Genomic DNA, 26,766 nt, shown 5'->3' with positions numbered 1-26,766 from the left:
CCCAGGTGACCGTGTCAGCGTCGTCCTCCGTCCACGCGCAGCGTCTCACCCGTGAAGAACCGCGCCGACAGCACCCACAGCACCGCATCGACGATGTCGGCAGGAGTTCCCGTCGTGCCGACGAGCGTCCGGGAAGCCGCGGTTGCCAGAAACGCCGCCTTGTCGGCTCCGCGGCCGTCCCAGAGTCCCGAGTCGACGATTCCCGGCGAGATGGCGTTCACCCGCACGGGCGCAAGCTCGGTCGCGAGATGCCGGGCTGCGAAAGCAAGCGCCCCGTTGGTGATTCCGGTGGTGTAACTTCCAGCGGCGGGACGCCAGGCGACCTGGCCCGAGAACAGCGTGAGCGACTCGAGGATTCGGAAGTGCTTGGCGAGCAGAAGCGGGCCCGTGAGCTTGGCTGCGATCGCGTCCTGCACTCGCCCCAGCTCCATCTCGCGGAGGGGCGCGGTGTAGCTCATCCCCGCCGTAGAGATCACATGGTCGACGGGGCCCACCCGGTCGGCGGCTGCAGCCACAGACTCCTCGTCCCGCAGGTCGAGCCGCAGCGTCCGCTCGTCGATCGGGCTGTGGGCCGAGACGATCACCTTCGCACCCTCCGCTGCTGCGGCGGCGGCGATCGCCGCCCCCAGGCGGTGTGTCCCTCCGACGACGAGAACGGTCTTATCGGCAAGGCTTGTCGTCTGTTGCTTCTCCAGAAGATTGGTCATGGCGCACACGCTATGGAAAAGTAACCAGTGACTTCAACGTAACCGGAGAATCCTCACATGGCGTACAACATCATGTCGGCCACCTGCCCGTCACGGGTCGTCCTCCACCGCATCGGGGCCCGGTGGACCGTGTTCATCATCAACGCGCTCGAACACGAGCCGCTCAGGTTCACCGCGCTGGCGAAGCGGGTGCAGGGCATCACGCCGAAGGTCCTCACCGAGACCCTCCGCTCTCTGGAGGAGGACGGCCTGGTCGCACGCATTGTGTTCCAGGAGAACCCGCCGCACGTCGAGTACGAGCTCACCGGACTGGGCCGCTCGCTGCTCGTGCCGCTTCGCGCTGTGAGACGGTGGGCGGAAGAACACGTGCCCGACGTCCTGGCTGCGCGCGCAGGCAGCGAGCCGCGCTGAGAGCATCCCTGCTCGGCGGCGACACTCAGCTCGGCGCGCGGCTCACGTGAACAGCCGGATGAGCGCCGCGACGACGGCGGCGGCGGGCACGACCACGATGAACGGCACGCGGAGGGCGTAGAGGCCGGCGGCGATCGCGACGGCGGGGAGCCGCGCATCCAGCTGCAGGGACTGGCCCGCGCCGAGCGTCTGCACGCAGATCAGGGCGGCGAGAAGGGCGGCGGTGAGCAGGTCGCTGACGCGCGCGACGGTGGGGTGGTCCAGCGCTCTCGGCGGGACCAGCCAGCCGACCGCTTTGAGGGACAGCACGGCGATCGATCCGAGAAGGATGATGTGCCACGTGGTCATGGCTCCACCTCCCGCTCCATCGGGATGGCCTCGGGGTGCGGCCGGTCGTCACGTGTGCCGAACAGGTTCAGCACGCCCAGCACGATCGCCACCACGGCGGCCGCGAGCACCGGGAGCCCGGGCGTGAGGAACGGGGTCAGGAGGGTGGCGACGAAACCGCCGGCCACGGCGACCGCTTGCGTCTGGCGCGCTTTCAGGCGCGGCCACAGCAGGCCGAGGAACGCGGCGGCGGCCGCCGCATCCAGCCCGTAGGCCTTGACGTCGCCGATCAGGTCGCCGAGCAGCGCGCCGGCAAGGGTCATGATGTTCCAGCCGATGTAGACCACCAGACCGGTGACCCAGAAGCCGATGCGCTGCGCTCGGGGCTTCCTCTGTGCCGTGGCGACGGCCGTCGACTCGTCGATCGTCAGCTGCGTGGCGGCCGTCCGGCGCCAGAATCCGGGACCGATGATCCGGGAGAGCCGCAGCGCATAGAAGGAGTTGCGCACGCCCAGCAGTGCGGCGCTCGCGATGGCGGTGCCGCCGGCCGCAGCGCCGCCCGAGGCGAGGATGCCGATCATCGCGAACTGCGAGCCGCCGCTGAACATGACCAGGCTGAGCACGCAGGCCTGCCAGACGTCGAGACCCGACGCCGTCGCGAGGGCGCCGAACGAGATCCCGTAGAGTGCGGTCGCGATCCCGACGGCCCAGCCCGAGCGGGCCGCGGCGCGTTCCTCGCTGGTCCGTTCCTGGCGCATCGCCTCCCGACCTTACCGGCTGCCGGTCGGGTCAGCGGAACAGGCGGGCGACCAAGTGTTCGGCGGTGGTGTCCTCGAGCGTCCAGGGCAGGAAGATCACCCGGTAGACGATCGGGGCGACGACGGTGTCGAGGATGTCCTCGTCGGTGACCGGCGCATCCGGGTACCGCTCGAGGAGGAGGTTGGCCTCGATGCGACGGTTGCGCAGGCAGTTGGACTGGCGCTCCCCGGCCGCCGAGGCGCCGCCGCGCAGCAAGGCGGCGTTGACCGGGTTGCGGTAGTGCTCCACCAGCTCCCGGGACCACTCAGTGAGGTCGGCGCGCAGGTCCCCGCGGTCGGGCAGGGGCCGCTCGGGGTCGAGCTGGTAGGTGGCGATGTCGTTGATGAGGGTGGGGAGGTCGCCCCAGCGGCGGTAGATGCTGGTCGGATTGACGCCGGCGCGCTCGGCGATCATCGGGACGGTGACCCTGTCCTGGCCCTTCTCTTCGACGAGCTCTTCGACAGCGGTCCGCACGTTGTGGATGACCGCGGCACTGCGTCCGCCCGTCCGCTTCGACGGTGTGGTCGTGTTTTCCATGGGAATAGCTTAAAGCAAATCTTGTTGCTTTATTTCACTACCCTCCCTATAGTCGCTAAAAGCAATCACTTTTGCTTTAAGGAGTCGACCATGACAACAGCCGAAGAGCCTTGCCCGACCGGAGGGATCCTGGCGGCGCGTCCCCTGCGTCCGGTCCGCCGCCTCTCGCCGCTGCGGCTCCGCCCGGCGGCCGCCTTCGCCGGAGCGGCCCTCGCCTTCGTGGCCGTTGCCCTCGCGGTCGGGGCGCCCAGCCCGCTGTTCGTGCTCTACCAGCAGGAGTGGGGGTTCCAGCCGTGGCTCCTGACGGTCGCTTTCGCCATCTACGCGGTCACCCTTCTCATCACCCTGCTGATCGCCGGGTCCCTCTCCGACCACATCGGCCGTCGTCCGGTCCTGATCGGCGCGCTCGCGCTACAGGTCGTCGCGATGCTGGTCTTCCTCTTCGCCCCCGACATCGGCTGGATCATCGGAGCCCGCGCGGTGCAGGGGGTCGCGACGGGTGCGGCGATGAGCACTTTCACGGCCGCACTGGTCGAGCTCGCGCCCGAGCGACAGAAGAAGCTGGGGGCGACGATCGGCAGCACCGCGCCCGTCGGCGGGATCGCGATCGGCGCCTTTCTCACGGGGCTCGCGGTGCAGTTCGTGCCGCAGCCGACCACCCTCGTCTTCGTGGTGCTCGCGCTGCTGTTCGCCGCCGGCATCCTCGTGATCGTTGCGTCGCCCGAGACCGTGCAGCGGCGTCCGGGCGCCGTCCGGTCGCTGATCCCGCGCCTGCTGATCCCGCGCGCAGCCCGTTGGGAGTTCGCCGGCGCGATCCCGCTGTTCCTGGCGACGTGGATGCTCGCGGGCCTGTTCATCGGCCTGTCGCCGTCCATCCTGCACGGCGTGTTCCACCTCGACAGCGGTCTGCTCAACGGCGCGATCGTCGCCGTGCCGCCCGCGGTCGGTGCCACGGCCGGCCTGCTGCTGACCCGTGCGCCCGCACGACGCACCGTGGTGTGGGCGATGGCTGCGATCGTCGTGGGCGTGGTGATCGCCGCCGTCGGGATCGCGGGCGGCGTGCTCCCGCTGCTGTTCGCCGGTGCGGTGGTGGCCGGGGGCGGCTTCGGCGCCGGCTTCTCGGCGATGCTGCGCCTGCTCGCGCCGCTCGCCCCGAACAACCAGCGCGCCGAACTGTTCGCCGGGATCTTCCTGGTGAGCTACCTGGCCTACGGTGTTCCCGCGCTCGTCGCAGGCGAGCTGATCGCCGTGGTGGGGCTGCTTCCGACCGCGCTCGGCTACTCCGCGGCGATCGCACTCGCCGCGGTGGTCGCACTGGTGGTGCAGGCGCTCAGAGCACGTCGATGAGCACTTTCCCCACGACGCCGTTCTCGACCGCGTCGTGGGCGGCCGCCGTCTCGGCGAGGGGAAAGCGGGTGATCGGGAGGCCGTGCTCGGCACCGACCCGCAGGGCGCCGTCGGCGGCGGCCGCCGCCACCGCGCGCACCGCGGCCTCCTTGGCCTCCGGCGCGACGGTGTAGGTGAGGACGAACTGCCAGCGCAGGTTCTTCGACATGCTCGGGCGCACCGGGATCGTGACGGAGTCGGCTCCGGGCGCGTCCGCGTAGCTCGCGATCGTGGCGTTCGCGCCGGCGACCTTCACGTCGAGCTCGGCGTTCGCGATCACGTTCACGTCGACGATGATGTCGACCCCGCGCGGCGCCAGCGCTCCGATCGCCTTCGCGGTGTCAGGGTCGGTGTAGTCGACGACGTGGTGGGCTCCCGCGGCTCGCGCGAGCTCCGCCTTCTCGTGACTGCTGACCGTCGCGATCACGGTCGCGCCCGCCCAGACGGCGAGCTGGATGGCGGCGTGCCCGACGGCGCCCGCGCCGCCCGCGACCAGGACCGTGCGGCCGTCCAGCGACCCGGGGGCCAGCTCCGTCGGCGCGTGCTCATACGAGGCGAGCGCCCGGTGCGCCGTGAGCGCGGGGATGCCGAAGGACGCGCCCTCGTCGAAGCTGACATCGTCGGGTAGCGGGACGGCGAGCCGCTCCGGCACGACCGTGAGCTCCTGCGCCGTACCCTCGGGACGCTGGTACGCCGCATCCCACACCCAGACGCGGTCGCCGGGCGAGAACCGGGTCACGCCATCACCGACCTCGTCGACGATGCCTGCGCCGTCCTGATCCGGCACCTGGGGCCGGGGGAGCTTCGCCGGGCCGCTGCCGCGCCGGGCCTTCCAGTCGGTGGGGTTCACCCCCGAGACGTGGATGCGCACGCGCACCTCGCCCGGACCGGGATGCGGCGCCTCGCGGTCGACCAGGCTGAGGACGTCGGAGTCGCCGGTGGCGGAGTAGGTCACTGCCTTCATGGCCTCCAGCAAACCATGCCCGGGGGCGTCCCGCGAGGTGCTCAGCCGGCGGAGCAGGCGCCGGAGCTGATCGGCGCGCTGCCGACCGACGACAGCACGGGCCGCAGCTCGGTGAGGGTGAGTGCGTACCCCGTGTCGGGGTCGGTCGCGCTGCGGGCGAAGACGACGCCGGCCACGTCGCCGCTCGCGTCGAGCAGCGGGCCGCCCGAGTTCCCCGGCCGCACCGAACCGCGGAGCGAGTAGATGTCGCGGTCGACGCTTCCGCTCTGGTAGATGTCCGTGCCGCGGGCGGTGACGCGGTCGCGCACGCGCTGCGGCGACACCGTGAACGGCCCGTCGCCCGGATAGCCCAGGGCGTACGCGGGCGCTCCGGCGGTGAGGTCGGGGCCGATGTCGAGCGCGGGTGCGCGCAGGTCGGTGACGTCGAGCACGGCCAGGTCGCGGGACGGGTCGAAGGCGACCAGCGTCGCCCGCTCCACCTCGCCGCTGCCCGACTGCCGGACCACCACGGAGGACGCACCGGCGACCACATGGGCGTTCGTGACCACGCGGCCGCGCTGCACCACCCAGCCGCTGCCCTCGGAGTCGAGGCCGCACGCGGGCTTGGAGGCGAGCACCGTCACGACCGACTGCTCCGCGTCGGACACGGCGGCCGGGACGGATCCGTCCGGCTCGGGCACCGCGCGGATCGTCTCCGCGCCCTCGAAGACCTTCGGGAGTCCGGCGCCGGCGAGGGCATCGTCGACGGCGCCCAGCACGGTGGACGAGGGGAGCGGCGCCATCCGGTTGAGCGTCGCCACCACCGTCGAGGAGTGGGCCGCCTGCACCACCGTGGCGAGGCTCGTGGCCATGGCGAAACCGGCGAGCAGCCAGACCACGACGGCCCAGGTCAGGAGCCCGAGAACCGCCCCGACCAGCGAGTCGAGCCAGCGGATGGGTCCGTGACGAAGCAGCTTGCCGATCAGAGAGGCCAGAGCGCCCGCGATGGCGTAGACGAGGCCCGCGCAGACGAGGATGACCACGGCGGCGACCACCGAGCGCTGCGTCACGCCGCCGAAACCGGCCGACGCGAACCAGGCGACCACGATCGGCGCGACCGTCAGCCCGAGCCAGAGGCCGAGGCCCAGGCCCACGAGTGTTCCCGCGGCGCGGATGGCTCCCTTGCTCCAGCCCGCCGCGATCGCGAGAACGGCGAGCACCACCAGCACGACGTCCACCACGATCTCCACGGCCCCCACCCTGCCCCAGAAGACTGGATGAGACCTCAACCCGCGATGGGCATCGGCTCTCCGTCCGCCCCTATCGCGCTGCGAGAGTCGGGACTACCGTCCGAAGCCGCACAGCATCCCCGACGGAAGGAGTCACCATGTCGGACCCCCGGGCGAACGGAGACGACGAGCGCGAGGACCTCGCGCCGGGCGAGCGCCAGTACACGAGCGCCGACCTCACGGCGCATGACGCCGAAGAGGGCCAGATCTCGGAACCCGGCGAGGGGGAGGACCCGACCGCTTAGAGGCGGCCGTCCTCCTCGTCGCCGTCGTCCACCGAATCGGGCGTCGGCTGCGGGGAGGGGACGATGTCCGGATCCATCTGCTCCTCCGGCACGATGTCCGGGAAGTCGTCCGTCTGCTGATCGCTGGTCTGTCTGGCCATGCGCGAACGTTACGCCTGCGATCCCGGACCGGAAAGCCCCTCCATGCCGGCTCAGCCGGAACCGGCCGGATCGTCCGGCGACCCCGGCGTCCTGCGCCGCGCGGTCAGAAGCACGATCACCACGCCGATCACCGCGAGCACGACGATGGCGATCGCGATCCCGATGACGAGCCCCAGGTCGGTTCCGTCGGAGGCCGGGGTCGTCGGCTGGGGCGTGGATGCGGTCGCCGTGGCGGGCGCGGTGGCCCCCGCGCTGCCGCCGCCCGCGGCCGGGGCCGCCGGCGCCTCCGACGACCCGGACGCGCCGCACGGGCTGCCTTCCGATCCCTTCGCCGCAGTGGCGCCCGCGGGCGGCTGATACGTGAAGGCGTACGACGACGAGACCGTGTGACCATCCGCAGAGACGATCTGGTACGTGACCGTGTACCGCCCGGCGCCGCCGAGGGTCACGGGCGCGGACAGCACGGTGTCGGCCACGGTCGCGCATCCCGTCTCGAAATGCCGGGATGCGGAGTCCGGTCCCGTCACGGTGAGCAGGTTCGTCGACCCGTTGCCCGAGAGGTCGAGCACGCGGTCGTTGAACGTGAGCGTCACGGCGGAGGGCGGAGCCGTGACCGTCGCATCCGCCGCGGGGTCGCTGCTCACGAGGTAGTCGTGCGCGTCGGCTGCGGCCACCGGGGCGAGGGCCAGGGCGACGGCGGCGGCGAGGCCGGCCGCCGCGGCGAGCAGCCTGTTCGTCATCCCTGCACCTTACGCTCGGCCCGGCGACCGACCCGGGTCAGTGCGAACACGGCGACGACCAGGGCGATCGCGCCCAGCGCCAGACCGCCGACGCCCACGGCGATGGACACGACCGTCGCGGTGGTGCTCGTCGCCGCGGCGGGGACCGGCGCCGGGGTCGCGACCAGCGTGGGTGACCCGTCCTCGGCCGGCGCAGCGTCCTCGATGTAGAGGGTGGGGGCGGGATGCTCGGGCTCGGCCCCCGACGCGGGCGTCGGCTGGTCCCAGTCCACGACCGTCCCGTCGGAGTAGTACTGGTGGGTCGGCAGCTCGATCGAGCCGGTCTTCGGGACGGCGCCCGCCGACACGGTGAACTCCTGGAACTGCCCTGGCGCGATCTGCACGCCGCTCCCGGCCGTCCAGGTGATGCGGATGGGCGCCTCCGTGATCGTGCCGTCGTCGGTCTTCACGGGCTCCGCCAGCTTCTCGGTGTCGACGGTGGTGGTCCAGCCCGCGAGGGGCAGATAGCTGACCGACGTGAACGGCGTCTTCGTCGGCAGGTCGACGACGAGCTTGACCGTCCCCGCGGTCGCCGACTCGGTCGGCACCTTGAAGGTCAGGTCCGTGTAGCTGCCCGGCGACGCCTGGTCGGGGTCGACGTGGACGTGGGCGCTCGCGGCGAGCGGCGCGCCCAGCAGCACGAGGGCGGTGGATGCCGCCGCGACGGTCGCGGCGAACGTGGTCTTCTTCATGGGGTCTTCCTTGCGATCGGATCGTCGATGAACGCGTGCGCGCGTCGAGCGGCGAGCCCGGGGACCCCGGGCTGCCGTCAGAACGCGCCGGCGATCGCGGGAGGGCCGCGGTGACGCAGCCGCGCGAGCGGGAGGCCCAGGTCGCGCAGCCGGACGGGAGCGGGCACGGTCGGGGCGACGACGGACGCGGTGAGGGGGACCGGCGCCACGACGAGCCGCTCGGCCGTCCGGGCGATGCGCACACGCGCGGTCTGGAAGAGCCCCCAGAACGCCTGCTCGCCGAAGCGGAGGGCGACCACCGTGACCAGCACAGCGCTCGCGTGGGTGAGCCACATCGACGGGCTCAGCTCCGACCCGTGCGCCGCGGGCATGGCTCCCGCGGCCATGGTTCCGGCGGTCATCGTGAGGTGCGTGCCCGCGTGGAGGTGCGCCATACCGTCCGGCGCGGTGAACCGCACCCCTCCGCCCCCGAGCGAGAAGAGCGCGTGGAAGAGGAACTGGCTGAGCCCGACAGCGACGGTCAGCCGCCACAGCGAGAGGCGCCGTGCGGTGAGCGCCACGGAGCCGAGCGTCGCGAACGCCAGGCTGAGCGCGACGGGCACCGGCCCCGGGGCCGCTCCACCGCCTGCGACGTGGAACAGTGCGGCGACGAAGATGGCGGCACCGGAGGCGAGCATCCCGCGCGCGACGCGTGCCCACCTCGATCCCATGCGCATCCTCCGTGTCGTCGGGTCTTCGGAGCCAGTCTACGGAACGGATTCCCGCGGCTCCCGGGCGACCACAACGGGGGTCGGCACGCGGTCCGGACGGGCGCCTCGCCCGCGTTATCCTGTGCGGGTGGCGGTGGACACATGGCGGCGGAGGGTGCTCGTGGTGGAGGACCATGCCCTGATGCGCTCCCTCGTCGTCGACGCCTTCGGTCAGCGCGGCTTCGACGCAGCCGGTGCGGCGACCGCCCCTGAGGCGCTGGCGCTCGCCGGGACGCTCGACCCGGACCTGCTGGTGACCGACATCGACCTCGGCAGCCGGCCGAACGGCGTGGAGCTCGCCACCATCCTGCGGGCAGGGTCTCCGCACGTCGCTGTGATGTTTCTCAGCAACCTGTCGCGCGAGGCCGCCGCCGCCCAGGAACGCAGCACGGTGGCGGACGCCTCCTTCGTCAACAAGGCCGCGGTCGAGTCGGTGGAGGAGCTGGTGGATGCGGCCGAGGCGGTCCTCGCCGACCGTCCCGTCCGGCGTGAGCAGCCGGGGACGGACGCGCGCTCGCGCCTCCTGCGCCTGACCGCGGCCCAGCTCGAGACGACGCGGCTGCTCGCGGCAGGCCTGTCCAACGCGGAGATCGCCCGCCGCCGCAACGTCACAGTGCGGGCCGTGGAGAAGAGTGTCGAGCGGGTCTTCCAGGCGCTCGGGTTCGCGGGCGGGGAGCGCACCGCGCCCCGCGTCGCGGCGGCCACCCTGTACACGTCGACGTTCGGCGACCCGGCTTCAGGACTCTGAGCCGGATGATCGCGCTCCGCCGCTCCTTCGCGCGCGTCCACGGGCCGGCGGCGATCACGGTCTGGACCTGGCTGCTCACGCTGCCGTTCGCGCTCACCGTGATGTCCGGCCTCCAGTACGTCTCCGGGGGACCGGGAGCCGTCCTCGCCGTCGCCGCTCTGCAGCACGGCATCCTGGGCGGGTTGCTCATGCTCGGCGCGGCGGTCCTCCGGGTCGTGCCGAGAGTCGCACGGCCGGTCGCGGTCATCGTGATCTACGTGGCGATCGGCGCGGCCCGTCCCGCCCTGTTCCTCGAGGCGGGGGGTCTGCTCGGAGTCCCGGTCCGGCCGGGCGACCTGGCCGGACGCGTCGCGGTCAATATCGTGGTGGTCGTCGCGGTCTTCGCGCTCATCGCCGCGGCCGTCGACCTCATCAGGGAGCACCTGGGCGTGTTCCGTCGCCTGCGAGCGGCCCAGCGCGCATCCGGGGACGATGTCGACTGCGCCACGGAGCGACTCGCGCGGCTGAGGAGCGAGGCGCTGGACGACGTCGTGGACGCCCTCGAGCGGACGGCGGCCACAGCGGCGGCGGACCTGCCGGAACCGGCCGAGGCGGCGCGGCTGCTCCGGCGGCTCGCCGAAGACGTCGTCCGTCCCGCCAGCCATCGCGTCTACGACGACGACGGAGCCGCCCCGGGGCCCGACGGCGAGCAGGTGACGCCACGCGAATGGCTCACGTCGGTCGTCGGCGGGATGCGCGCGGCGCCTCCGCCGGCCACCGCCCTGTTGTTCACCGCGCTGGTGCTGCCGTTCGCATCGATCCTCTCCGGGCCGGTGATCGTCGTGCCGGTGACGGCCGGCCTGGTCGTGCTGCTGATCGCCGGCTCCGTCGTGGCCGCGGTGACGCTGCCGGCACGCCCGGCCGCCAGGCTGACGGTGCTTTTCCTCCTCTACATCGGCGTCGGAGTCCTCGTGTCGATCATCAGCGCCGTCGGGCTCGCACTCGCCGGCAGCGACCCCGCGCCCGCCTGGTTCGAGACGGCGACCTACCCGTTCATCGCCGTGACGGTCGCGCTCGTCGCCTCGCTGTCGCTTCGGGTGCGGCAGGACCAGGCACAGCTGGAGGCGGCGCTGCAGGCGAACGTCGCCGCGGCCGCGCGGGTCCGCGCCGAGTACGACCGCGAGCGCGCCACCCTCGCCAGGCTGCTCCACGCGGGGGTGCAGTCCGAGCTGATCGCCGGCGCGCTCGCGCTCACAGCAGCTCCTCCCGCCGACTGCGCGGCGGCCGCCCGTCGTGTCATCGACGTGCTCGGGCGGGCGCGTGACGCGCTGCGCGGCGCCAACGACGAACGGCGTGCGGCGGACGAGGTCCGCGCGTTGCTCGACAGCTGGTCGTCGGCGATCGAGCTGCGGGTGGCCGTCGACGACGGTGTCTGGGGGCGCCTCATGGACGCGGCACGCGCCTCCGCCGTGGTCGACGCGGTCTCGGAGGGGCTCGCCAACGCCGTGCGGCATGGGGACGGATCGTCGGTCGCGATCGCCCTGCTGGCCGCGGAGGGCCATGGTGTGGACGTCGTCATCGAGTCGGGCGGCACCCTCGGGGCCGCGGATTCGGGCATCGGTCTGAGACAGCTCGCAGAACGCGGGACGGTCGCGCTGCGCGAAGCGTCGGGCCGGGTGGAGCTGGCCGTCGCCATCCCCTGAGGAGTTCGTCCGGCATCCGCGGGAAGCCCCGTCGTATCAGCCGTACCGCGGAATCCCGGGCTCAGCGAGGGGCCGTAGTTTCGTGGGCGACGGCGACGCTGCCGTCCGTTCCCGGGTCGGGGGCCCCTGCATGACCCGAACGCGCAGGATGCGCCCCCCGCCGGGATCTATTCGTCTGCATTGATGGAACATCCAGCAGAAATCCGATAGAAAGGAGTACGCCTTTCGCGCCTCCCCGGTGCGTCGCCCCAGCCCGACTCGTCCAGGAAGTACCAGCAGCTTGCCCCAGTCCACTCCTTCCGTGCGGCCCCGCCGCAGTGTCAAGGCACCCGTCGTGGTGGATGTGGACCAGCAGTCGCACCTCTCCGACGACCCGGTGAGGGCGTTCACCACCGCCGAAGAGCTGACCGCGACCCAGACGTTCCCGAGCCGTCGTGCACGGCTGGAGGCGGAGCGGAGCCGGCCGCGCACGCGCGAGCGCGTCGTCGTGAAGCCCGCCCGCGCCGAGCGCCGCCCGAAGGCGGAGCGGCCCGCGCGCACCGCTGCCGTCGTCCGCGCGCCGCGCGCGCGCACCGCGCATCCGGAGCGCCGTCGCTGGGGCGTCCACGCCGTCGTGATGGTGGCCCTCGCCGCCTTCTTCGGTACCGCCGCTCTTCCCGCCTACGCGACCACGGGCGAGGGATCGACCGTGGGAGCAGCGCGCACCGCGCTCGCCGTACAGACCCTCACCGGCGGCGGCGTCACCCAGGTGGTCGCGCGCGACGGCCTCGACATCCAGGAGAGCCCGCAGGCGCTCGACTCGACGATGAACACGACCGTGTCGCCCACCGTCCAGGCGCTCGCCGTCCAGCTCATGGGCGCCGTCGCAGCCGGCCGGCTCGTCGGCTCCACGCCCAACCACATCCCGGAGATCGCCGACCTGGCCGAGGGCCACGCGATTCCCGGCTGCGGCATCGACTACCGCGTGCTGCAGGCCATCTCGGTCGCGCTCGACAACTTCAACCAGGTCGGCGTCAGCGACATCAACCGTCGCTGCACCGGCCAGATCGAGGGCGCGGGCACCGACTCCGCGCACTATGCGGACGGCGGCGGCCACGCGGTCGACTTCTACCTCCTCAACGGCTCCCCGCTGACCGGTGGAGACGCGAAATCGATGCAGCTGATCCGCATCCTCGACCCGCTGGTCCCGGACGGCACCGGCCTCGGCCAGGTGGAGTGCCGCTCCTCGATGGACCTCAGCAACTTCAAGCCGTTCGACGACACGTGCAACCACCTCCACATCGACTTCCTCAATTCGGACGGCCCCACCCTCCGCTACGGCTGATCCGGCGCCGGACGGTGGTCGTCACCCGAAGAGGTTGAGGGCCGCCCACTGCACGAGGATGACGGTCTTGCCATCCGCGATGCGGCCGTCGGCGACCATCGCCAGCGCCTCGTCGTAGGGGACGACGACCGGCTCGATCTCCTCGCCCTCGTCCTCCAGGCCACCACCGCCCGCGATCTGCGCAGGGGTGTAGGGCGCCGCGTAGAAGTGGACGCGCTCGGTGACGGAGCCGGGACTCATGTACAGGTCGAAGAGGTGGGTGAGCTCGCCGATCGTCACGCCCAGCTCCTCCGCAGCCTCGCGGCGGATCGCCTCCTCCGGGCCGTCGCCGTCGAGGAGTCCGGCCGCCGACTCGACGAGCATGCCGTCGGGGTGACCGTTCACGTAGGCGGGGAAGCGGAACTGACGCGACAGCAGCAGTGTGCGCCCGTCCGGGTCGTACAGCAGCACCGTCGCTCCGTTGCCCCGGTCGTAGGTCTCGCGCGACTGGGTGGTCCACTCGCCGGATCGGCCGCGGTACTCGAAGGTCGTGCGACGCAGCACGTGCCAGCCGTCGGAGGTGACCTCGACCTCGCGCACGCGCACGTCCGGGTTGCCGGAAAGCTCCCTGCCGGTGCGGTGCAGGCCCGTGCGGCCGCGGCCGTCGGGGGCGTCGTGGCCGGGGCGCGGGTCGCTCATGCTCCGAGCCTAACGATCGCCGGAACGCCGGCGGTGGAGGTCAGCGGTACCGGCGGCGGATCTCGCGCGCGGCGAGCACATCGCCCGCGTGCGCCTCGCGCATCTTCGCGAGCGCCTTGTCCGACTTCAGCGGCAGACGGAGCACCTCGTCCGCCTCGATGCCGGCGACCAGCTCCCGCGCCCGCTCCACCTCGGAGTCGAGCTCGGCGCCGAGCAGCAGCGCGTTGTTCGCGATCCAGATCCACAGCAGGAAGACGATGATGCCGGCCAGTGCCCCGTACGTCCGGTCGTAGTTCCCGAAGTTGCCCACGTAGAACGCGAAGAGGGCGGAGGCGGCGCCGAGCACGACGATCGCGACGATCGACCCCGGCGTCAGCCAGCGGATGCGCGGGTGCTTGATGTTCGGCGTCGCGGCGTACAGCACCGCGACGAGCAGCACGATGACGACCACGACGATGGGCCACCGGACGACGGACCAGATCGCCTGGAAGGCCTCGCTCAACCCGAGGAACCCGCCCAGGAACTCGAGGACCGGACCGGAGACGACGAGCAGCAGCGCGAGGAGCGCCATGAGCACCAGCGCGAGCAGGGTCACGCCGAGCTGCACCGGGCGGAGGGTGAAGAAGGTGCGACCCTCCTGCACTCCGTATACGCGGTTCAGCGACCGCCCGAACGCACCGACATAGCCCGACGCCGACCAGACCGCGCCGATGATGCCGATCGCGAGCGCCCATCCCGTGGCGGGGGAGGCGGCGAGGGTCGCGATGGGGCCCTCCAGCACATCGGTCATGCCCGGGGCGAGGTCGTTCACCATCCCGAAGAGGGCGTCGATGCCGGCCTTGCTCTGGCCCACGATGCCGAGGAGGCTGACCAGCGCGAGCAGGGCGGGGAAGAGCGACAGGACCGCGAAGTAGGTCAGGCCTGCGGCGAGGTCCGTGCACTGGTCGGTGGAGAAGCTGCGCATGGTGCGCTTGAGGATGAACCCCCACGGCAGGCGGTACCAGGGCTCGCTGCGACGGTCCTCGATGCGACGGACCGCCTTGGCGCGGGCGCTGCCGACGCCTCCGACGTCAACGGGCACGCCCGCGCCTCCGCAGGACCAGGGTCGCGATGCCTGCGGCGGCGCCCACCATGGTCAGGAACACGCCGACGAACACCACGGGGTGCGACCGGATCTGCACCCGGATGTTGAACGTCGCGAACAGGTCGTCCAGCGTCCTCGCGAGCTCGTCGCGCGTGACCTCCAGGTCGAGCTTCAGCTGGTTGATCCCGGCCCCCGGGGGGAGCGGCGGACGGCCGGCGGGGCGCTCCCCCTGACGACCGATCGACGGGGTGGTGTCGGAGGTCACGGCTGCTCTCCCTTCAGGGCCTTCACGTCGGCACTCAGCTCGCTGCCCAGGTCGTCGGGCACCGGGGGCACGCCCTTCTTGAGGCTGCGCAGCCCGATCAGGCCGACCACGACGGCGATGACGATGAGGATGACGCCGACGATGATCGCCGCCAGCCAGGCCGGGAGGATGAGCGCGAAGCCGAGCACGGCGGCGGTGATGAGCACCGCGAACGCGAAGAACAGGAAGAGCAGGGCGCCCGCCAGGAGCCCTGCGCCGATCCCGGCCGCCTTCGCCTTGGCGGCCATCTCGGCCTTGAACAGGGCGAGCTCGGTCGCGACCAGCCGGCGCAGCTGGGCGACGAGGTCCTTGGTGAGCTCGGGGAGCGGACGGAGTCCACGGGTGGTACGGCGTCGCTCCCGCGGCAGCGGTGGCTTGTCGGCCATCGGTCGGGCTCCTCTCGGACACTGGTAGGGCGACCGTACCCCACGCCCACACGCGAGTGAACCCGTGATGGTGCACACTAGGGGCATGAGCGGCAACGAGTTCGCCGGACGGGGAGGCATCCTCGCGGCCGTCGTCCCCGGGCAGCCGGTCGCCGTGCTGGAGGAGGCGGCGCGACTGGCGGACGACCTCGATGTCCCGCTGGTCTGCGCCAACGTCGACCCCGACCGGTACGTCGTCTCGAGCTATGTGGACGGAACCGTGGTGGCCCTTCCCTACGACCCGGATCTGCCGGAGACCGAGGAGAAGCGCTTCGACCCCGAGCTGGAGGCGCAGATCCGGCGCGTGCTGGACGGCCGCGGCATCCCGTACTGGCTGCAGCAGCTGGCCGGCGACCCTGCGTGGTGCCTGGCGCGGCTCGCGGATGACATGGACGCCCGGTACATCGTGGTCGGGACGCGCGAGGCGGGCCTGCGAGGCAGCGTGCGCGAGTTCTTCAACGGCTCCGTGGCGGTGCATCTCGCGCACCGCCAGCACCGTCCCGTGATCGTCGTCCCGCTGAACCCGATCCCGGGCGCCCAGTCGTTCCCGTGGGAAGACCCACCGGTCTAGTGCCGACGGATCGCCGTCGAGCGCCCCTGCACCTGCGGCCGCGCTCGATCCTGTTCGTGTTCGCGGGAGGCGCGCTGGGCACGGCCGTGCGCTACCTGCTGACGCTGTCCGTCCCGTCCGTGGCGGGCGTGCCCCTCATCACCTTCCTGATCAACGTCACCGGGGCGTTCGTTCTCGGCTGGCTGCTGCAGTCGCTCGCGCTGCGCGGGCCGGACGAGGGCCGCCGCCGCGACCTGCGGCTGTTCGCCGGCACCGGCATCCTGGGCGGGTACACCACGTACAGCTCGCTGGCGGTCGATACGGACGGACTGATCGCCTCCCAGAGCGTCGGACTGAGCATCCTGTACGCCGTGGCCACCATCGCCGTGGGCGCGCTGGCCTCGGTGGCGGGAATCGCCGTGGCGTCGGCGGTCGCGCGGCGTCAGGCCGGACGGGGGCGCGGATGAACGCGCTACTGGTTCTGGGGGTCGCCGTGGCGGGCGGTGCCGGCGCGGTGGTGCGCCTCCTCTTCGACGGCGCGCTCCGCTCCTGGCTGCGGACCGGCTTCCCGATCGGGACGACGATCATCAACGTGACCGGGTCGTTCCTGCTGGGGCTGGTGACCGGGCTGGCCCTCGCCCACGGCCTGCCGCCGGAGTGGCGGGCCGTGCTCGGGACCGGCTTCCTCGGCGGGTACACCACGTTCAGCACGGCGAGCTACGAGACGGTCCGTCTCGCCCAGCAGCGGCGGTACCGGGCCGCGCTGTTCAACGGGGCCGGGATGCTCGTGCTGGCGCTCGCCGCAGCCGGGCTCGGGCTGTGGCTGGCCCAACTGTGAGCGGCCCGGACGTCAGTCCTGGTCCGGCTCCTGCTCCATCCACCACTCGGTGAACTCCTCGGCGCGGCCGTCGCCGGCGAGCCGCACGATCCACAGGTTGCTGTAGATCGGCCCGTCTCGGTAGTCGGTCACTCCCTCGACGAAGTACACCGGTCCGTCCTGGCCGAGCAGCCGCCATTCGAACGTCGCGGCGCCGGGGTCGTCCTGGGCGTCGAGCCAGCCCTCCACGATCTCGAGGTGCCCGTCCCATGGCTCGGCGAACGGTTCGGTGCGGTAGCTCGCATCCTCGGTGAACAGCGCCCGGATGTCGTCGGGGTCGTTGCTCTCCCACGCGCGTCGGTAGAGCTCGATCCAGTGGGTGATCGCGTCCGCCATGCCCCCGTTATACGCCCTGCCGGTGAGCCGCCGCTACGCTGGGCCGCATGCAGGAGCCGTTCGCGTCGTGGTCCGAGTTCAACGTGGCCGTCGCGGGCGCCGGGGCGGCGCTGGGCGGTCTTCTCATCGTGGCGCTGTCGGTCAACATCGCGACGATCGCGAAGTCGCCCGGCCTGGCGGCGCGCGCCGGCGCGTCCATCGCCGCACTCATCCTGGGGGTCGCGCTGTCGTGTGCTGCGCTGATCCCCGGTCAGCAGACCGTGGGCTACGGCGTCCAGGTGCTGGTCGGCGCCGTGCTGTGCGCGGTGATCGACGTGCGCTGCGGGATCACGGTCGCGCGGGATTCGGCGCGGACCGGCTTTCAGCGCTACACGGTCGAGCGGATCGCCTTCTTCGCGGTGCCGACGCTGATCTACGCCGTCGCCGGAGTCCTGCTCGTCGCATCCACGGCGTGGGCGTCCGGGCTGGTGCTGGTCGCTGTGGGCACCATCGTCGCCGTGGTGGCGACCGTCGCCTTCTCGTGGGTCGCGCTCGTCGAAGTGCTGCGCTGAGCCAGCAGGTGGAGCGCGGCCAGGCGTGTTGCCGGGTCAGGCCGGCTGCGCCGTGAGCTCCGGCAGGGCGTCGACGAGCGGCGCCAGCTCGGGCACGTGCCGGGCGCCGTCGAGCGCACGCGAGAGCGCGTCGTCGTGCACGGGCCGCGCGGTGCCGAGCAGTTCGTGGCCTGGACCGGTCAGCTCGGTGTAGATGCCGCGCCGGTCGTCGTCGCACAGGATGCGCGTGAGCAGCCCGCGGTCCTCCAGGCGGTTCACGAGACGGGTCGTCGCGCTGGGGCTGAGCGCGCTCGCCCGGGCGAGCTGCTGCATCCGCATGTGCCAGCCGTCCTGGCGGGCGAGGGCGTCGAGCACGGTGTACTCGACCACCGACAGCTGCACGGTGCGGCTGAGCTCCCGCTCCAGCTCGGCTTCGATGTAGCCGTGCAGGGCGGCCAGTGTGCGCCAGCCGTGCGCGCGCACCTCCACCGCGTCGTCCGCGATGCCCATGGGCGCTCCTTTCGGTGTCCGGCCGCGCTCTCGGCATGCGGCCAGGGCGGACGGGTTGCGCAATGTAGTTGCACGTGCAACTATTTATAGCGCGTCTGCAACTAACAGACTAACGCACCCCCGTCGCATCCAGAAGGAGACATCCATGCCCGCTGGCCTGATCGCCCTCGCTCTCGGAGGATTCGGGATCGGCCTCACCGAGTTCGTCATCGCCGGGCTGCTACCGGAGGTGGCGGCAGACTTCCACGTCGACGAGGCGGCGGCCGGGTGGCTGATCTCCGGCTATGCCCTGGCCGTGGTCGTCGGCGCCCTCGGGCTGACCGCCGCGGCGACGCGCCTCCCGCGAAAAGCTGCACTACTCGGGCTGATGGTGCTCTTCATCCTCGGCAACCTGCTCTCCGCCGTCGCCCCGGACTACGGCACCATGCTCGCCGGCCGGGTCGTCGCGGCGCTCTGCCATGGCGCCTTCTTCGGCATCGGCTCGGTGGTCGCGTCCGGACTCGTCGCCCCCGAGAAGCGGGCCCGCGCCATCGCAGTCATGTTCACCGGGCTCACCGCCGCGAACGTGCTGGGCGTCCCGTTCGGCACGTTGCTCGGTCAGGCGTTCGGGTGGCGCTCCACCTTCTGGGCCATCACGGGCATCGGCGTGATCGCTCTCATCGGGATCGCGCTGCTGGTGCCCGCGAGCGCCGGGGAGCGGTCCGCGACGGGACTGCGTGGCGAGCTGTCGGCCTTCCGGTCCGGTCAGGTCTGGCTGTCGCTGACCGCCACCGTGCTCGGCTTCGGCGGGATGTTCGGCGGCTTCACCTACATCGCCTACACGCTGACCGGGGTCGCCGGCTTCGCATCGAGCGCCGTGCCGTGGCTTCTGATCCTCTTCGGTCTGGGCCTGTTCGCGGGCAACTGGGCGGGCGGGCGGCTCGCGGACCGGTCGATCGACCGCACGCTCCTCTGGTTGCTCGCCGCGCTCGCCGTGGTCCTCGCCGCCTTCGCCCTCGTGGCAGGCTTCCCGGCCGGAGCCGTCATCGGCCTCGTGCTCATGGGCGCCTTCGGGTTCGCCACTGTGCCGGCTCTGCAGCTGCGGGTGCTGTCCTCCGCCGCGCACGCTCCGACGCTCGCCTCCGGCGCCAACATCGCCGCCTTCAACCTCGGGAACGCCCTCGGTGCGTGGCTCGGCGGCCTCGCGATCGCGGCCGGGCTCGGATACACCTCGCCGCTCTGGGTGGGCGCCGCGATGACCGTCGGAGCACTCGTCGTGATCGCCGTCGCGGCGGCATCCGCGCGCCGTCGCCGCTGGCCCAGCGAAGCGGACGCGACCGATGAGCGGACATCCGCACTTCCGGTCCCCTAGACACGAGCGTATAGTCGCCCTCGTCTCGAACGGTCAGGGGGTGATCGTATGCCGGAGGTCGCTGAGAAGGCGCACCGCAGCATCCTCACCCCTGCGCGCGTGCTGCTCGGCTCTCTGATCGCCGGCGCCGGCCTCACCGTTCTCGGCTTCCTCGCCGGAGGGTCCGCCGCCTCAGCGGCCGAACCCGCGCCTCCGCCCGCACCGGTCGGTGCGCTCGTCTCGAGCATGACCGCCGGAGTGGGGGATGCGGTGGGCGCGGCCACCCACGCGGTGTCGCCCGCCCTTCCCGAGCCCGTCCGGAACGCGGCGTCCACGGTCGTGACCCCGGTCACCGCCGCGGTGGACCAGGTCACCGACCAGGCGCCCGTCAGCAGTGCGGTGCAGCCGGTGGCCGACAGCGTCGACCAGGTGATCGCCGCTGTCCCCGCGGTGCGCGACCTCCTGCCGCCCGCGCCCACCGCGACGGTCACGGCACCCGTCGGCGGGACCGTGGACCAGACGGTGTCGGATGTGGCCGGGGCGGTCGAGACGGCCGTCGCCCCCATCATCGCGGCGGGCGGCGCTCAGGCTGGACCGGAGCCGGGATCCGCCGCTCGGGATCTCGCCGGCGACCTCCCCGCTGCGCTCTCCTCGGCGGTGCTGGCGGCGTCCGCGCCCGCCCTGCTCGCAGCCGCCGGCACCCTGCTCCCCGGTGGAGTCCCGCCGGCCGGCTCAGGGGCCGGTGCGAGCGGTTCGGCGCCGGAAGGCGCTCCCCCGGGAGACCCCTGGGCTCCCGGGGGCGGTATGCCCGGCGGCCTGCCCGGAGGATCGGCGAGCTCGGCGGGCGGCGCAGGCGGCGCGGGCGGAGCTGCGCCCGGATTCGCTGCGACCACCGACGGCTTCTTCCTCTCCGGATCCTCGTGGGTCCGGCTCACCGGCGCGGCCGTGGACGACCGCGTCCCCGGCGGCCACGTCGCCGATCACGACATCAGCCCCGACTGAGCGGGTCACGGCTGCCGCGCAGGCAGCACGCGACCCCCCGCCTGGCACTCGTGTGCCCGGGCGACAACTCTCAGTCGAAAGGCATCACCCATGAACAAGTACGTCTCCAGAGGGATGTGGTTCACCCTCTGCGTCGGCGGGCTGTGGCTCGCCGGAACGGCCGCGGCGAACGCGGCCGAAACCTCCGGCGGCGACGGCATCGCCACCGGCGACCAGGCGGTCGTCGGCGTCACCGTCCCCGTCTCGATCTCGGGCACCGGCATCTCCGTCCTCGGGGATGCGACGAGCGGCGGATCCACCGCGGCCGCTCCGGCGGCTCCCGCCGCCCCGTCCGCCTCGATCTCTCCCGACTCGGTCGGGGGAGTGCTGAGCGGCGACCAGGCGGTGGCCGACGTCAGCGTCCCGGTCGACGTCTCCGGCAACGCCGTGAGCGTGGTCGGCGACGCCGCCAGCAGTGGCTCCGACGCGTCCGCTCCGGCGACCTCAGGGTCGGGGAGCAGCGCGACGTCGTCCGGCTCGGACGGTGTCGCGTCGGGCATCCAGGCCCCGGTCTCGGCCGCCGCGCCCGTGACGGCGGGCGGCAACGCGATCTCGGTGCTGGGCGACGCGACGTCGTCCGACTCCTCCTCCGCCGCCCCGTCGGGCGGCACCGGCTCCTCGGCGACCGCGACGGGCTCCGGCACGGACGGTCTGCTCTCGGGCGTCCAGGCGCCGATCGGCGCGGCGGCCCCGGTGACGGCGGGTGGCAACGCTGTCTCGGTGCTCGGAGACGCGAGCAGTTCCGGATCGACCACGTCCGCCCCGGCCGCGAGCGGCTCGGGCGGGGGCGCGACCGCGACCGGCGGCTCGGGCTCCGACGACGGGATCCTCTCCGGGATCCAGGCGCCCATCGGTGCGGTGGCACCGGTGACCGCGGGCGGTGACGCGGTGTCCGTGCTGGGCGACGCGACCACGTCCGGGTCGACCACGACGGCGCCCGCGACGGGTTCCGGCTCGACCGCGACCGGAGGTTCCGGTGGCATCCTGTCGGGTGCCCAGGCCCCGGTGAACGCTGCGCTTCCGGTGACCGCCGGCGGTGACGCGGTGGCCGTGCTCGGTGACGCGACGACCTCCGGTTCGACGACGACCGCTCCGGCGGCCGGTTCCGGCAGCGGCACGAGCGCGACCGGTGGCTCGACCGACGGCGGCCTCCTGTCCGGCATCCAGGCGCCCGTCGGCGCGGCCGTCCCCGTGACGGTCGGCGGGTCGACGGTCTCCGTGGTCGGTGACGCCGGCTCGGCCGGGTCCACCACCACCGCTCCTGCGACCGGCGGCGCCACCGCCGTCGGTGGATCGACGGGCGGGACGACCGGCGGCACCGTGTCCACCGGCGGCGATCTGCTCGGCGGCGTCGGCCTCCCCATCGGGGCGGACGTGCCTGTGACCGTGGGCGGTGGCGGGCTCTCCCTATTCGGCGACGCGGCCACCACCGGCTCGGTGACCATCCCGTCGACCCCGATCGCTCCGACGACCCCGACCACTCCGACGACTCCGACGAGCCCGGTCACCCCGGCCGACCCGTCGCTGCCGTCGGCGGGGGAGCTGGCGGCAACCGCCACGATCGCCTCGACCGGCGGCGCCACGGCGCTCACGGCCGACGCGATGGCGGGAACCGCGGCCGGCGCGATGTCCGGAACCACGGCCCTGGCCTCGACGGGGTCGGATGACCTTGGACTCGGGTCGCTGGGCGCGCTGCTGGCGCTCCTCGGTGTGATGCTCGCCTTCACCACGGCGGGCCGTGGCCGTCGGCACCACCACCTGCGATGAGTGCGCGCACCCGCTGATCGCGGGTGATGCCTTCCCGGCACGCCGGCAACCCAGCCGCCGGCGTGCCGGGACTCGCGCACCCGCTGACTCGCACCCGGGACTCGCGGTCGGCTCAGAAGCCGATCGGTCGTCCCGGGGTCAGCGGCTTGTCGTTGCCCACGAAGGCCCGGCCGCCGTTGTAGGCGCGCTCGCGCCGCTGCACCTCGGCGAGAAGGGCTTTGTTGAGCATCTCCGACCAGCTGCTGTCGCGTTCATCGAAGGACGTCTGGCGGTAAGCGGCTCGCGCGCGGTTGCGCATCGCATCGCTGAGGTAGAACGTGACCGTCGTGCGCTTCGGCGTCGCCTTCTGAGTGGCCGGTCCGCCGCCCGCGTTCGCGGATGCGGTGCGGGGGTCGGCGCTCGTCGCGCGCACCCGATCGGTGTCGTCGGCGGTGTCTGCGTGGTCGTCCATGGCTCGCCTCCGTATCTCGCATGCCCATCTTCGATCTCACATACATACTAATCGTTCTACTGCTCAGCAGGCCAGTGTCCACAGACCTTACGCATGCGTTATATGCCTGAGAATGCAGGCATTCGGAGCGGGACGGACGCCCGGAGCGTCAGTGCGACAGGCGCTCGACGATCGACCCGAAGAGCTCGGGCCGGCGCGCCGCGGTCGGCACGATCCTGGGACGGAAGCCGGAGCGCGCGGCCACCACGAGAGCCGACGTGAGCATCCGGAAGTCGCGGGTCGTCGCCCGCCACGCCCGCTCGTACTGCTCCGTGCTGCCTGCCCGCACCGCGGCGACCGACGCCCGCGCCTGCGCGAAGCCCACGCGCATCCCCTCGCCGGTGAGCGCATCGACATAGCCCGAGGCGTCCCCGGCGAGCAGCACGCGCCCCGCCGACCGCGACCGGGCCCGCTGGAGCAGAGGCCCGGCCCCGCGCGGGTCCGAGACCGACGGCATGCCGTCGAGCCGTCCCGCGAGCTCGGGGATGCCGGCGATCACCCGGTCGATGTCGAGCGGACGGGGGCCGAGCACGGCCACCCCGACCGTCCGGTCGTCCACCGGCGTCACGTACGCCTCGGCGCCGTGCGACCAGTGCACCTCGATCAGGGACGTCCACGGCTCGACGCCGAAGTGCTTCCGCAGGCCGAAGCGCCGCCGCTGGGCGGCCTGCGCCCGTCCGTCGAGACCGGCCATCCGGCGCACCGGTGAGTGCAGCCCGTCGGCCGCGATCACCCATGGCGCCTCGACGATCTCGCCGGTGCTCAGGGTCAGCGCCACCCCGTCCGCCGTCTGGGCCAGAGCGGTCACCTTGGCGTGGATGCGGTCGGCGCCGAGCTCGGCGGCCCGCTCCGCCAGCGCCTCATGCAGGACGGTGCGCCGCACCCCGCGGCCCGGGCGCTCCGCGAACCGGTGCTCGACCCGCGCGGCGCCGTCCAGGTAGGCGATCCCGTCGAGCCGGCGGCCGTGCGGGTCGACACCGATCCGGTGCAGGGCGGCCAGCGCGCCCGGCATCAGCCCCTCGCCGCACGCCTTGTCGATGGGTCCGACGCGCGGCTCGACGAGCACCACGTCCATCCCGTCGATGCGCGCCTCGATCGCGCAGGCCAGTCCGATCGGGCCGCCGCCCACGACGACGACGTGCGGTCTCATGTGTGCGCCGGTGAGCCGACCACGGTCGCGAGCGCCCGGTTCTCGCAGCGGATGCGGACGACCAGCAGCCAGGCGTTCAGCACGGTGAACGTGAGCGCGGTGATCCAGGCGGTGTGGACGAGCGGGAGCGCGAATCCCTCGACGACCACGGCGACGTAGTTGGGGTGGGTGAACCAGCGGTACGGCCCGCCGGTCACCAGGGGCAGGTCGCGCACGACGATCACCCGCGTGTTCCAGCGCGGGCCGAGGGTCGCGATGCACCACCAGCGCAGCGCCTGGCTGGCGAGGACGAGGACGAGCATCGGCCAGCCGAGCCAGGGCAGGAAGGGCCGCCCGGCGAACCACACTTCGGCGAGGCACGCGAGCAGCAGGCCGGTGTGCAGCGCCACCATCGGGGGGAAATGGCCGCGCCCGAATTCCACGCCGCCGCGCGCGAACGACCACTTCGCGTTGCGGGTGGACACCACCAGTTCGGCGGTGCGCTCGGCGCCGGTGGCCAGCACCAGGACGGTGTACCAGATCATGCAGCGGCGTCCGGGGCCGAGACTTCCGCGACCTCCAGCGGCGCGAGGATCGCCCGCTCGGCGCCCTCCACCCAGCGCAGCAGCACCAGTTCGCTCGTCACACCGGGCCCGAGCGCGAACAGCAGCCCGATCGTCCCGGCGGGGTGGGCGTCCAGCTGCTCGGCCAGCACGTGCAGCACGGCCGCCGACGACAGGTTGCCGACGTTGGCCAGTGAGCGCCAGCTCGCATCCAGCGCCCCCTCGGGCAGGTCGAGGGCCTGCGAGAACGCCTCCAGCACCTTGGGGCCGCCGGGATGCGCGGCCCACGCGCCGACATCGGCCACCTCCAGGCCGTGGGCGGCGAGGATGCCGCGGGCGTCCCCCGCGAAGTTGCGCTCGATCACCTCGGGCACGCCGGCGCTCAGCACGATGCGGAAACCGGTGCCGCCGATGTCCCAGCCGATCACGTCGGCGGTGTCCGGGTAGATGTGGCTGCGGGTGTCGACGACCTCGGGGCCTGCGAGGCCCAGCTGCTCGGCGCGGCGCTCGCCGACCATCACGACGGCGGCCGCTCCGTCGCCGAACAGGCCGCTGGCGACGATGTTGGCCATCGAGTCGTCGCTGGCCTGGACGGTGAGCGAGCACAGCTCCACCGACAGCAGCACCGCGACCTCGTCGGGGTGCCCCGCCAGGTAGTCGTTGACGCGGGCGATGCCCGCGGCTCCGGCGACACAGCCCAGGCCGAAGCTCGGGAGGCGCTTCACGTCGGACCGCAGGCCCAGGCGCGAGACGAGCTGCGCGTCGATGGAGGGCGCGGCTATGCCCGTCACGGAGGTGAAGAGCAGGAAGTCGACGTCGGCCGGCGCGAGCCCGGCGGAGTCGAGCGCGGCGGTGAGCGCGCGCTCGGCGAGCGAGGTCCCCTCCGCGATGAAGTAGTCGTTCGACTCCTGGAACGACGCCAGCGAGCTGTACCGCTCCAGCGGCATCACCAAGCTGCGGGTCTGCACCCCCGAGGAGGCGTGGATCCGACGCATCACCTGCTGCCGCGCCGGGTCGGACGTGATCATCGCGAGCAGCGCAGCGGTGATCTCCCCTTGGCTGTAGCTCCGGGCGGGGAGCACCGGGGCCACCGACACGATTCGGCTCACATGCGAAACGTACCACCGGGCCCCGCCCCCGGCACCGGCGGTCGGCGGATACCCAGCGGGCGGCCGTGCAGCCCCCTGAGGAGCCGCCCGACCGCCCGAGAGGGAAGGGCTCAGCGCGCCCGGTGGATGCGCTCCTGCTGCGCCTCCGAGACCACGCCGACCAGCGGGTCGTGGAGGGCGGATCCGGGCTCGACGCCCATCACCTCTTCGACGATCGCCGCCGGGTCCGCCTCGTCGAGGAGGCGCTGCAGCTCGACGCTCTGCGTGTCCTCCGCGACGTCGAACCGCAGGGCCGCGCCGACCGCGGAGAGCAGCGCCGCCGGGATGCCGCCGACGTGCTCCGCAAAGTCGGACGCCGGGCCGATGAAGCGGTCGTTGCGGCCGAGCTTGCGGATCGGCTCGCGGCCGACGCGCGCCACCTCGTCCACCAGGTACGGGTTCGCGAACCGTCCGAGGATCTTCTCGCGGTACGCCGCGAGGTCCGCCTCGGCCAGGCCGTGCTTCGCCGACAGGGCCGCCGACGTCTCCCGCAGCGCGGCCTCGGCGGCCGTGCGGACCGCCGGGATGGCGATCGCCTCGCTGATCGTCGTCGCCCCTTCGAGGAACCCGGTGTAGGCGACCGTCGCGTGGCCGGTGTTCACCGTGAACAGCTTGCGCTCGATGTAGGGGCCCAGCGAGTCGACGAAGTGCGCGCCGGGGATGCGCGGCTCGTGCCCGCCGAACGGCGTGCGGTCGACCACCCACTCGTAGAACGTCTCCACCGTGACGTCGACGCCCGCATCGGCCGCCTGCGCCGGGACGATCCGGTCGACGGCGGTGTTGGCGAAGACGGCGCGTGCCGCCAGCTCCTCGCGGGTGTCGTCGTCGGGGAGGCCGTCCATCAGCTCGGCGGCGAGCAGGTCGGTCGCGCCGATCGCGTTCTCGCACGCCATCACGGCGAGCCGGGCCGCGTCGTCGGCACGCGCCGCCAGCCCGCGGGCGATCACGGGGGCGACGAAGCGCAGGATGCGCGGGCCGACCGCCGTCGTCACGACATCCGCCGTGGCGATCTCGGCGACCAGGGCGTCCTCGTCCGTCGCGCTGTTGACCGCTCGGAACCCGGTCACCGTCTTCGTCTCCGACTCCTCGCCGACCAGGTGCACGTCGTACGAGTCCGCGGCCGCCAGAGCGTCGATCAGCTCGGCGTTGACGTCCGCGAACACCACCTCGTACCCGGCTTCGTGGAGCAGGAGCCCCACGAAGCCGCGCCCGATGTTGCCCGCGCCGAAGTGGACGGCCTTCACGA

General features: G+C 72.6%; 34 protein-coding genes. 13 read left to right on the top strand and 21 right to left on the bottom strand.

What is annotated here, in order from left to right; all coding sequences use genetic code 11:
- Positions 1–14 precede the first annotated feature (14 nt).
- The gene (locus ACR9Y5_RS18560) at positions 15–707 is read right to left on the bottom strand and encodes an SDR family oxidoreductase (RefSeq protein ID WP_481299351.1); all 693 of its coding nucleotides are present in this window, start codon (positions 705–707) and stop codon (positions 15–17) included.
- Positions 708–764: 57 nt separating this feature from the next.
- Here ACR9Y5_RS18560 and ACR9Y5_RS18555 point away from each other — a divergent pair, with 57 nt between their 5' ends.
- On the top strand, positions 765–1,118 hold the full coding sequence (locus ACR9Y5_RS18555) for a winged helix-turn-helix transcriptional regulator (protein WP_481299350.1): 354 nt from the start codon (positions 765–767) through the stop codon (positions 1,116–1,118).
- A gap of 42 nt (positions 1,119–1,160) precedes the next feature.
- On the opposite strand, the gene ACR9Y5_RS18550 is transcribed toward ACR9Y5_RS18555, so the two are convergent.
- Genes ACR9Y5_RS18550 through ACR9Y5_RS18540 form a run of 3 tightly spaced genes read right to left on the bottom strand, consistent with a single transcriptional unit; the run spans position 1,161 to position 2,780 of the window.
- The gene (locus ACR9Y5_RS18550) at positions 1,161–1,466 is read right to left on the bottom strand and encodes an AzlD domain-containing protein (protein WP_481299349.1); all 306 of its coding nucleotides are present in this window, start codon (positions 1,464–1,466) and stop codon (positions 1,161–1,163) included.
- Positions 1,463–2,203 (bottom strand): AzlC family ABC transporter permease, encoded by a 741-nt coding sequence (locus tag ACR9Y5_RS18545; RefSeq protein ID WP_481299348.1) that lies wholly within the window; start codon positions 2,201–2,203, stop codon positions 1,463–1,465. The genes ACR9Y5_RS18550 and ACR9Y5_RS18545 overlap by 4 nt, the downstream gene beginning before the upstream one ends.
- 31 nt (positions 2,204–2,234) lie before the next feature.
- The gene (locus ACR9Y5_RS18540) at positions 2,235–2,780 is read right to left on the bottom strand and encodes a TetR/AcrR family transcriptional regulator (RefSeq protein ID WP_481299347.1); all 546 of its coding nucleotides are present in this window, start codon (positions 2,778–2,780) and stop codon (positions 2,235–2,237) included.
- A gap of 90 nt (positions 2,781–2,870) precedes the next feature.
- On the opposite strand from ACR9Y5_RS18540, the gene ACR9Y5_RS18535 reads away from it, so the two are divergent.
- The gene (locus ACR9Y5_RS18535; protein ID WP_481299346.1) at positions 2,871–4,127 is read left to right on the top strand and encodes an MFS transporter; all 1,257 of its coding nucleotides are present in this window, start codon (positions 2,871–2,873) and stop codon (positions 4,125–4,127) included.
- On the opposite strand, the gene ACR9Y5_RS18530 is transcribed toward ACR9Y5_RS18535, so the two are convergent.
- Positions 4,111–5,130, bottom strand: a complete 1,020-nt coding sequence (locus ACR9Y5_RS18530) for an NADPH:quinone reductase (protein WP_481299345.1) — start codon at positions 5,128–5,130, stop codon at positions 4,111–4,113. The genes ACR9Y5_RS18535 and ACR9Y5_RS18530 overlap by 17 nt on opposite strands.
- Positions 5,131–5,171: 41 nt before the next feature.
- Positions 5,172–6,359: a MarP family serine protease gene (locus tag ACR9Y5_RS18525; RefSeq protein ID WP_481299344.1), complete on the bottom strand. Its 1,188-nt coding sequence runs from the start codon at positions 6,357–6,359 to the stop codon at positions 5,172–5,174.
- Positions 6,360–6,496: 137 nt separating this feature from the next.
- On the opposite strand from ACR9Y5_RS18525, the gene ACR9Y5_RS18520 reads away from it, so the two are divergent.
- Positions 6,497–6,643, top strand: coding sequence for a hypothetical protein (locus ACR9Y5_RS18520; protein WP_481299343.1), 147 nt, complete (start codon positions 6,497–6,499; stop codon positions 6,641–6,643).
- Here the strand turns inward: ACR9Y5_RS18520 and ACR9Y5_RS18515 are convergent.
- The 4 genes from ACR9Y5_RS18515 to ACR9Y5_RS18500 form a co-directional block, all read right to left on the bottom strand.
- Entirely contained in the window at positions 6,640–6,783 is a 144-nt protein-coding gene (locus tag ACR9Y5_RS18515) for a hypothetical protein (protein ID WP_310132808.1), read from the bottom strand. The genes ACR9Y5_RS18520 and ACR9Y5_RS18515 overlap by 4 nt on opposite strands.
- A gap of 51 nt (positions 6,784–6,834) precedes the next feature.
- A complete protein-coding gene (locus ACR9Y5_RS18510; RefSeq protein ID WP_481299342.1) occupies positions 6,835–7,524 on the bottom strand; it encodes a copper resistance CopC family protein in 690 nt (229 codons plus the stop codon).
- Positions 7,521–8,255 carry a YcnI family copper-binding membrane protein gene (locus tag ACR9Y5_RS18505; RefSeq protein ID WP_481299341.1) on the bottom strand — a complete coding sequence of 245 codons (735 nt, stop codon included), beginning with the start codon at positions 8,253–8,255 and terminating at the stop codon, positions 7,521–7,523. Before ACR9Y5_RS18505 ends, ACR9Y5_RS18510 begins: the two co-directional genes overlap by 4 nt.
- A 77-nt stretch (positions 8,256–8,332) precedes the next feature.
- The gene (locus ACR9Y5_RS18500; protein ID WP_481299340.1) at positions 8,333–8,965 is read right to left on the bottom strand and encodes a hypothetical protein; all 633 of its coding nucleotides are present in this window, start codon (positions 8,963–8,965) and stop codon (positions 8,333–8,335) included.
- A gap of 127 nt (positions 8,966–9,092) precedes the next feature.
- On the opposite strand from ACR9Y5_RS18500, the gene ACR9Y5_RS18495 reads away from it, so the two are divergent.
- The 3 genes from ACR9Y5_RS18495 to ACR9Y5_RS18485 all read left to right on the top strand — a co-directional run bounded on the left by ACR9Y5_RS18495 (position 9,093) and on the right by ACR9Y5_RS18485 (position 12,758).
- Positions 9,093–9,752 carry a response regulator gene (locus ACR9Y5_RS18495; protein WP_481299339.1) on the top strand — a complete coding sequence of 220 codons (660 nt, stop codon included), beginning with the start codon at positions 9,093–9,095 and terminating at the stop codon, positions 9,750–9,752.
- Between the two features lie 5 nt (positions 9,753–9,757).
- Entirely contained in the window at positions 9,758–11,434 is a 1,677-nt protein-coding gene (locus ACR9Y5_RS18490) for a sensor histidine kinase (RefSeq protein ID WP_481299338.1), read from the top strand.
- 301 nt (positions 11,435–11,735) lie between these two features.
- Positions 11,736–12,758, top strand: coding sequence for a hypothetical protein (locus tag ACR9Y5_RS18485; RefSeq protein ID WP_481299337.1), 1,023 nt, complete (start codon positions 11,736–11,738; stop codon positions 12,756–12,758).
- A gap of 21 nt (positions 12,759–12,779) precedes the next feature.
- Here the strand turns inward: ACR9Y5_RS18485 and ACR9Y5_RS18480 are convergent, their stop codons facing one another.
- Genes ACR9Y5_RS18480 through ACR9Y5_RS18465 form a run of 4 tightly spaced genes read right to left on the bottom strand, consistent with a single transcriptional unit; the run spans position 12,780 to position 15,210 of the window.
- Positions 12,780–13,436, bottom strand: coding sequence for an NUDIX domain-containing protein (locus ACR9Y5_RS18480; RefSeq protein ID WP_481299336.1), 657 nt, complete (start codon positions 13,434–13,436; stop codon positions 12,780–12,782).
- A 40-nt stretch (positions 13,437–13,476) separates the two neighbouring features.
- Positions 13,477–14,517 (bottom strand): YihY/virulence factor BrkB family protein, encoded by a 1,041-nt coding sequence (locus tag ACR9Y5_RS18475; protein ID WP_481299335.1) that lies wholly within the window; start codon positions 14,515–14,517, stop codon positions 13,477–13,479.
- Positions 14,507–14,785, bottom strand: a complete 279-nt coding sequence (locus tag ACR9Y5_RS18470; protein WP_481299334.1) for a hypothetical protein — start codon at positions 14,783–14,785, stop codon at positions 14,507–14,509. Before ACR9Y5_RS18470 ends, ACR9Y5_RS18475 begins: the two co-directional genes overlap by 11 nt.
- Positions 14,782–15,210 carry a phage holin family protein gene (locus ACR9Y5_RS18465; RefSeq protein ID WP_481299333.1) on the bottom strand — a complete coding sequence of 143 codons (429 nt, stop codon included), beginning with the start codon at positions 15,208–15,210 and terminating at the stop codon, positions 14,782–14,784. The genes ACR9Y5_RS18470 and ACR9Y5_RS18465 overlap by 4 nt, the downstream gene beginning before the upstream one ends.
- A gap of 85 nt (positions 15,211–15,295) precedes the next feature.
- Between ACR9Y5_RS18465 and ACR9Y5_RS18460 the strand changes: the two genes are divergently transcribed.
- Genes ACR9Y5_RS18460 through crcB form a run of 3 tightly spaced genes read left to right on the top strand, consistent with a single transcriptional unit; the run spans position 15,296 to position 16,637 of the window.
- The gene (locus ACR9Y5_RS18460) at positions 15,296–15,820 is read left to right on the top strand and encodes a universal stress protein (RefSeq protein ID WP_481299332.1); all 525 of its coding nucleotides are present in this window, start codon (positions 15,296–15,298) and stop codon (positions 15,818–15,820) included.
- The gene (locus ACR9Y5_RS18455; RefSeq protein WP_481299331.1) at positions 15,820–16,266 is read left to right on the top strand and encodes a fluoride efflux transporter FluC; all 447 of its coding nucleotides are present in this window, start codon (positions 15,820–15,822) and stop codon (positions 16,264–16,266) included. Before ACR9Y5_RS18460 ends, ACR9Y5_RS18455 begins: the two co-directional genes overlap by 1 nt.
- Positions 16,263–16,637, top strand: a complete 375-nt coding sequence (gene crcB, locus ACR9Y5_RS18450; protein WP_481299330.1) for a fluoride efflux transporter CrcB — start codon at positions 16,263–16,265, stop codon at positions 16,635–16,637. Before ACR9Y5_RS18455 ends, crcB begins: the two co-directional genes overlap by 4 nt.
- Before the next feature lie 12 nt (positions 16,638–16,649).
- On the opposite strand, the gene ACR9Y5_RS18445 is transcribed toward crcB, so the two are convergent.
- Positions 16,650–17,012 (bottom strand): nuclear transport factor 2 family protein, encoded by a 363-nt coding sequence (locus ACR9Y5_RS18445; protein ID WP_481299329.1) that lies wholly within the window; start codon positions 17,010–17,012, stop codon positions 16,650–16,652.
- Between the two features lie 47 nt (positions 17,013–17,059).
- Between ACR9Y5_RS18445 and ACR9Y5_RS18440 the strand changes: the two genes are divergently transcribed.
- Positions 17,060–17,563: a hypothetical protein gene (locus ACR9Y5_RS18440; RefSeq protein WP_481299328.1), complete on the top strand. Its 504-nt coding sequence runs from the start codon at positions 17,060–17,062 to the stop codon at positions 17,561–17,563.
- Between the two features lie 36 nt (positions 17,564–17,599).
- Here the strand turns inward: ACR9Y5_RS18440 and ACR9Y5_RS18435 are convergent, their stop codons facing one another.
- On the bottom strand, positions 17,600–18,052 hold the full coding sequence (locus ACR9Y5_RS18435) for a MarR family winged helix-turn-helix transcriptional regulator (RefSeq protein ID WP_481299327.1): 453 nt from the start codon (positions 18,050–18,052) through the stop codon (positions 17,600–17,602).
- 145 nt (positions 18,053–18,197) lie between these two features.
- Between ACR9Y5_RS18435 and ACR9Y5_RS18430 the strand changes: the two genes are divergently transcribed.
- From ACR9Y5_RS18430 to ACR9Y5_RS18420, 3 genes are all read left to right on the top strand, one after another.
- Positions 18,198–19,403: an MFS transporter gene (locus ACR9Y5_RS18430; RefSeq protein WP_481299326.1), complete on the top strand. Its 1,206-nt coding sequence runs from the start codon at positions 18,198–18,200 to the stop codon at positions 19,401–19,403.
- Between the two features lie 48 nt (positions 19,404–19,451).
- Complete coding sequence (locus ACR9Y5_RS18425) at positions 19,452–20,384, top strand: hypothetical protein (RefSeq protein ID WP_481299325.1); 933 nt, start codon at positions 19,452–19,454, stop codon at positions 20,382–20,384.
- Positions 20,385–20,474: 90 nt separating this feature from the next.
- Entirely contained in the window at positions 20,475–22,190 is a 1,716-nt protein-coding gene (locus ACR9Y5_RS18420) for a chaplin family protein (RefSeq protein WP_481299324.1), read from the top strand.
- Between the two features lie 112 nt (positions 22,191–22,302).
- Here ACR9Y5_RS18420 and ACR9Y5_RS18415 read toward each other — a convergent pair whose 3' ends face one another.
- The 5 genes from ACR9Y5_RS18415 to ACR9Y5_RS18395 all read right to left on the bottom strand — a co-directional run bounded on the left by ACR9Y5_RS18415 (position 22,303) and on the right by ACR9Y5_RS18395 (position 26,764).
- Positions 22,303–22,641, bottom strand: coding sequence for a hypothetical protein (locus ACR9Y5_RS18415; protein WP_481299323.1), 339 nt, complete (start codon positions 22,639–22,641; stop codon positions 22,303–22,305).
- A 148-nt stretch (positions 22,642–22,789) separates the two neighbouring features.
- A complete protein-coding gene (locus tag ACR9Y5_RS18410; RefSeq protein WP_481299322.1) occupies positions 22,790–23,830 on the bottom strand; it encodes an NAD(P)/FAD-dependent oxidoreductase in 1,041 nt (346 codons plus the stop codon).
- Positions 23,827–24,354, bottom strand: coding sequence for an isoprenylcysteine carboxyl methyltransferase family protein (locus tag ACR9Y5_RS18405; protein WP_481299321.1), 528 nt, complete (start codon positions 24,352–24,354; stop codon positions 23,827–23,829). Before ACR9Y5_RS18405 ends, ACR9Y5_RS18410 begins: the two co-directional genes overlap by 4 nt.
- Positions 24,351–25,481, bottom strand: a complete 1,131-nt coding sequence (locus ACR9Y5_RS18400; RefSeq protein WP_481299320.1) for a type III polyketide synthase — start codon at positions 25,479–25,481, stop codon at positions 24,351–24,353. Before ACR9Y5_RS18400 ends, ACR9Y5_RS18405 begins: the two co-directional genes overlap by 4 nt.
- Positions 25,482–25,591: 110 nt before the next feature.
- Complete coding sequence (locus tag ACR9Y5_RS18395) at positions 25,592–26,764, bottom strand: mannitol-1-phosphate 5-dehydrogenase (protein WP_481299319.1); 1,173 nt, start codon at positions 26,762–26,764, stop codon at positions 25,592–25,594.
- Positions 26,765–26,766: the final 2 nt, after the last annotated feature.

Source organism: Leifsonia sp. KNZ13-11D, from assembly GCF_056754895.1.
The sequence above is the reverse complement of the archived record's forward strand: the minus strand, read 5'-3'. Positions and strand labels throughout refer to the sequence as shown.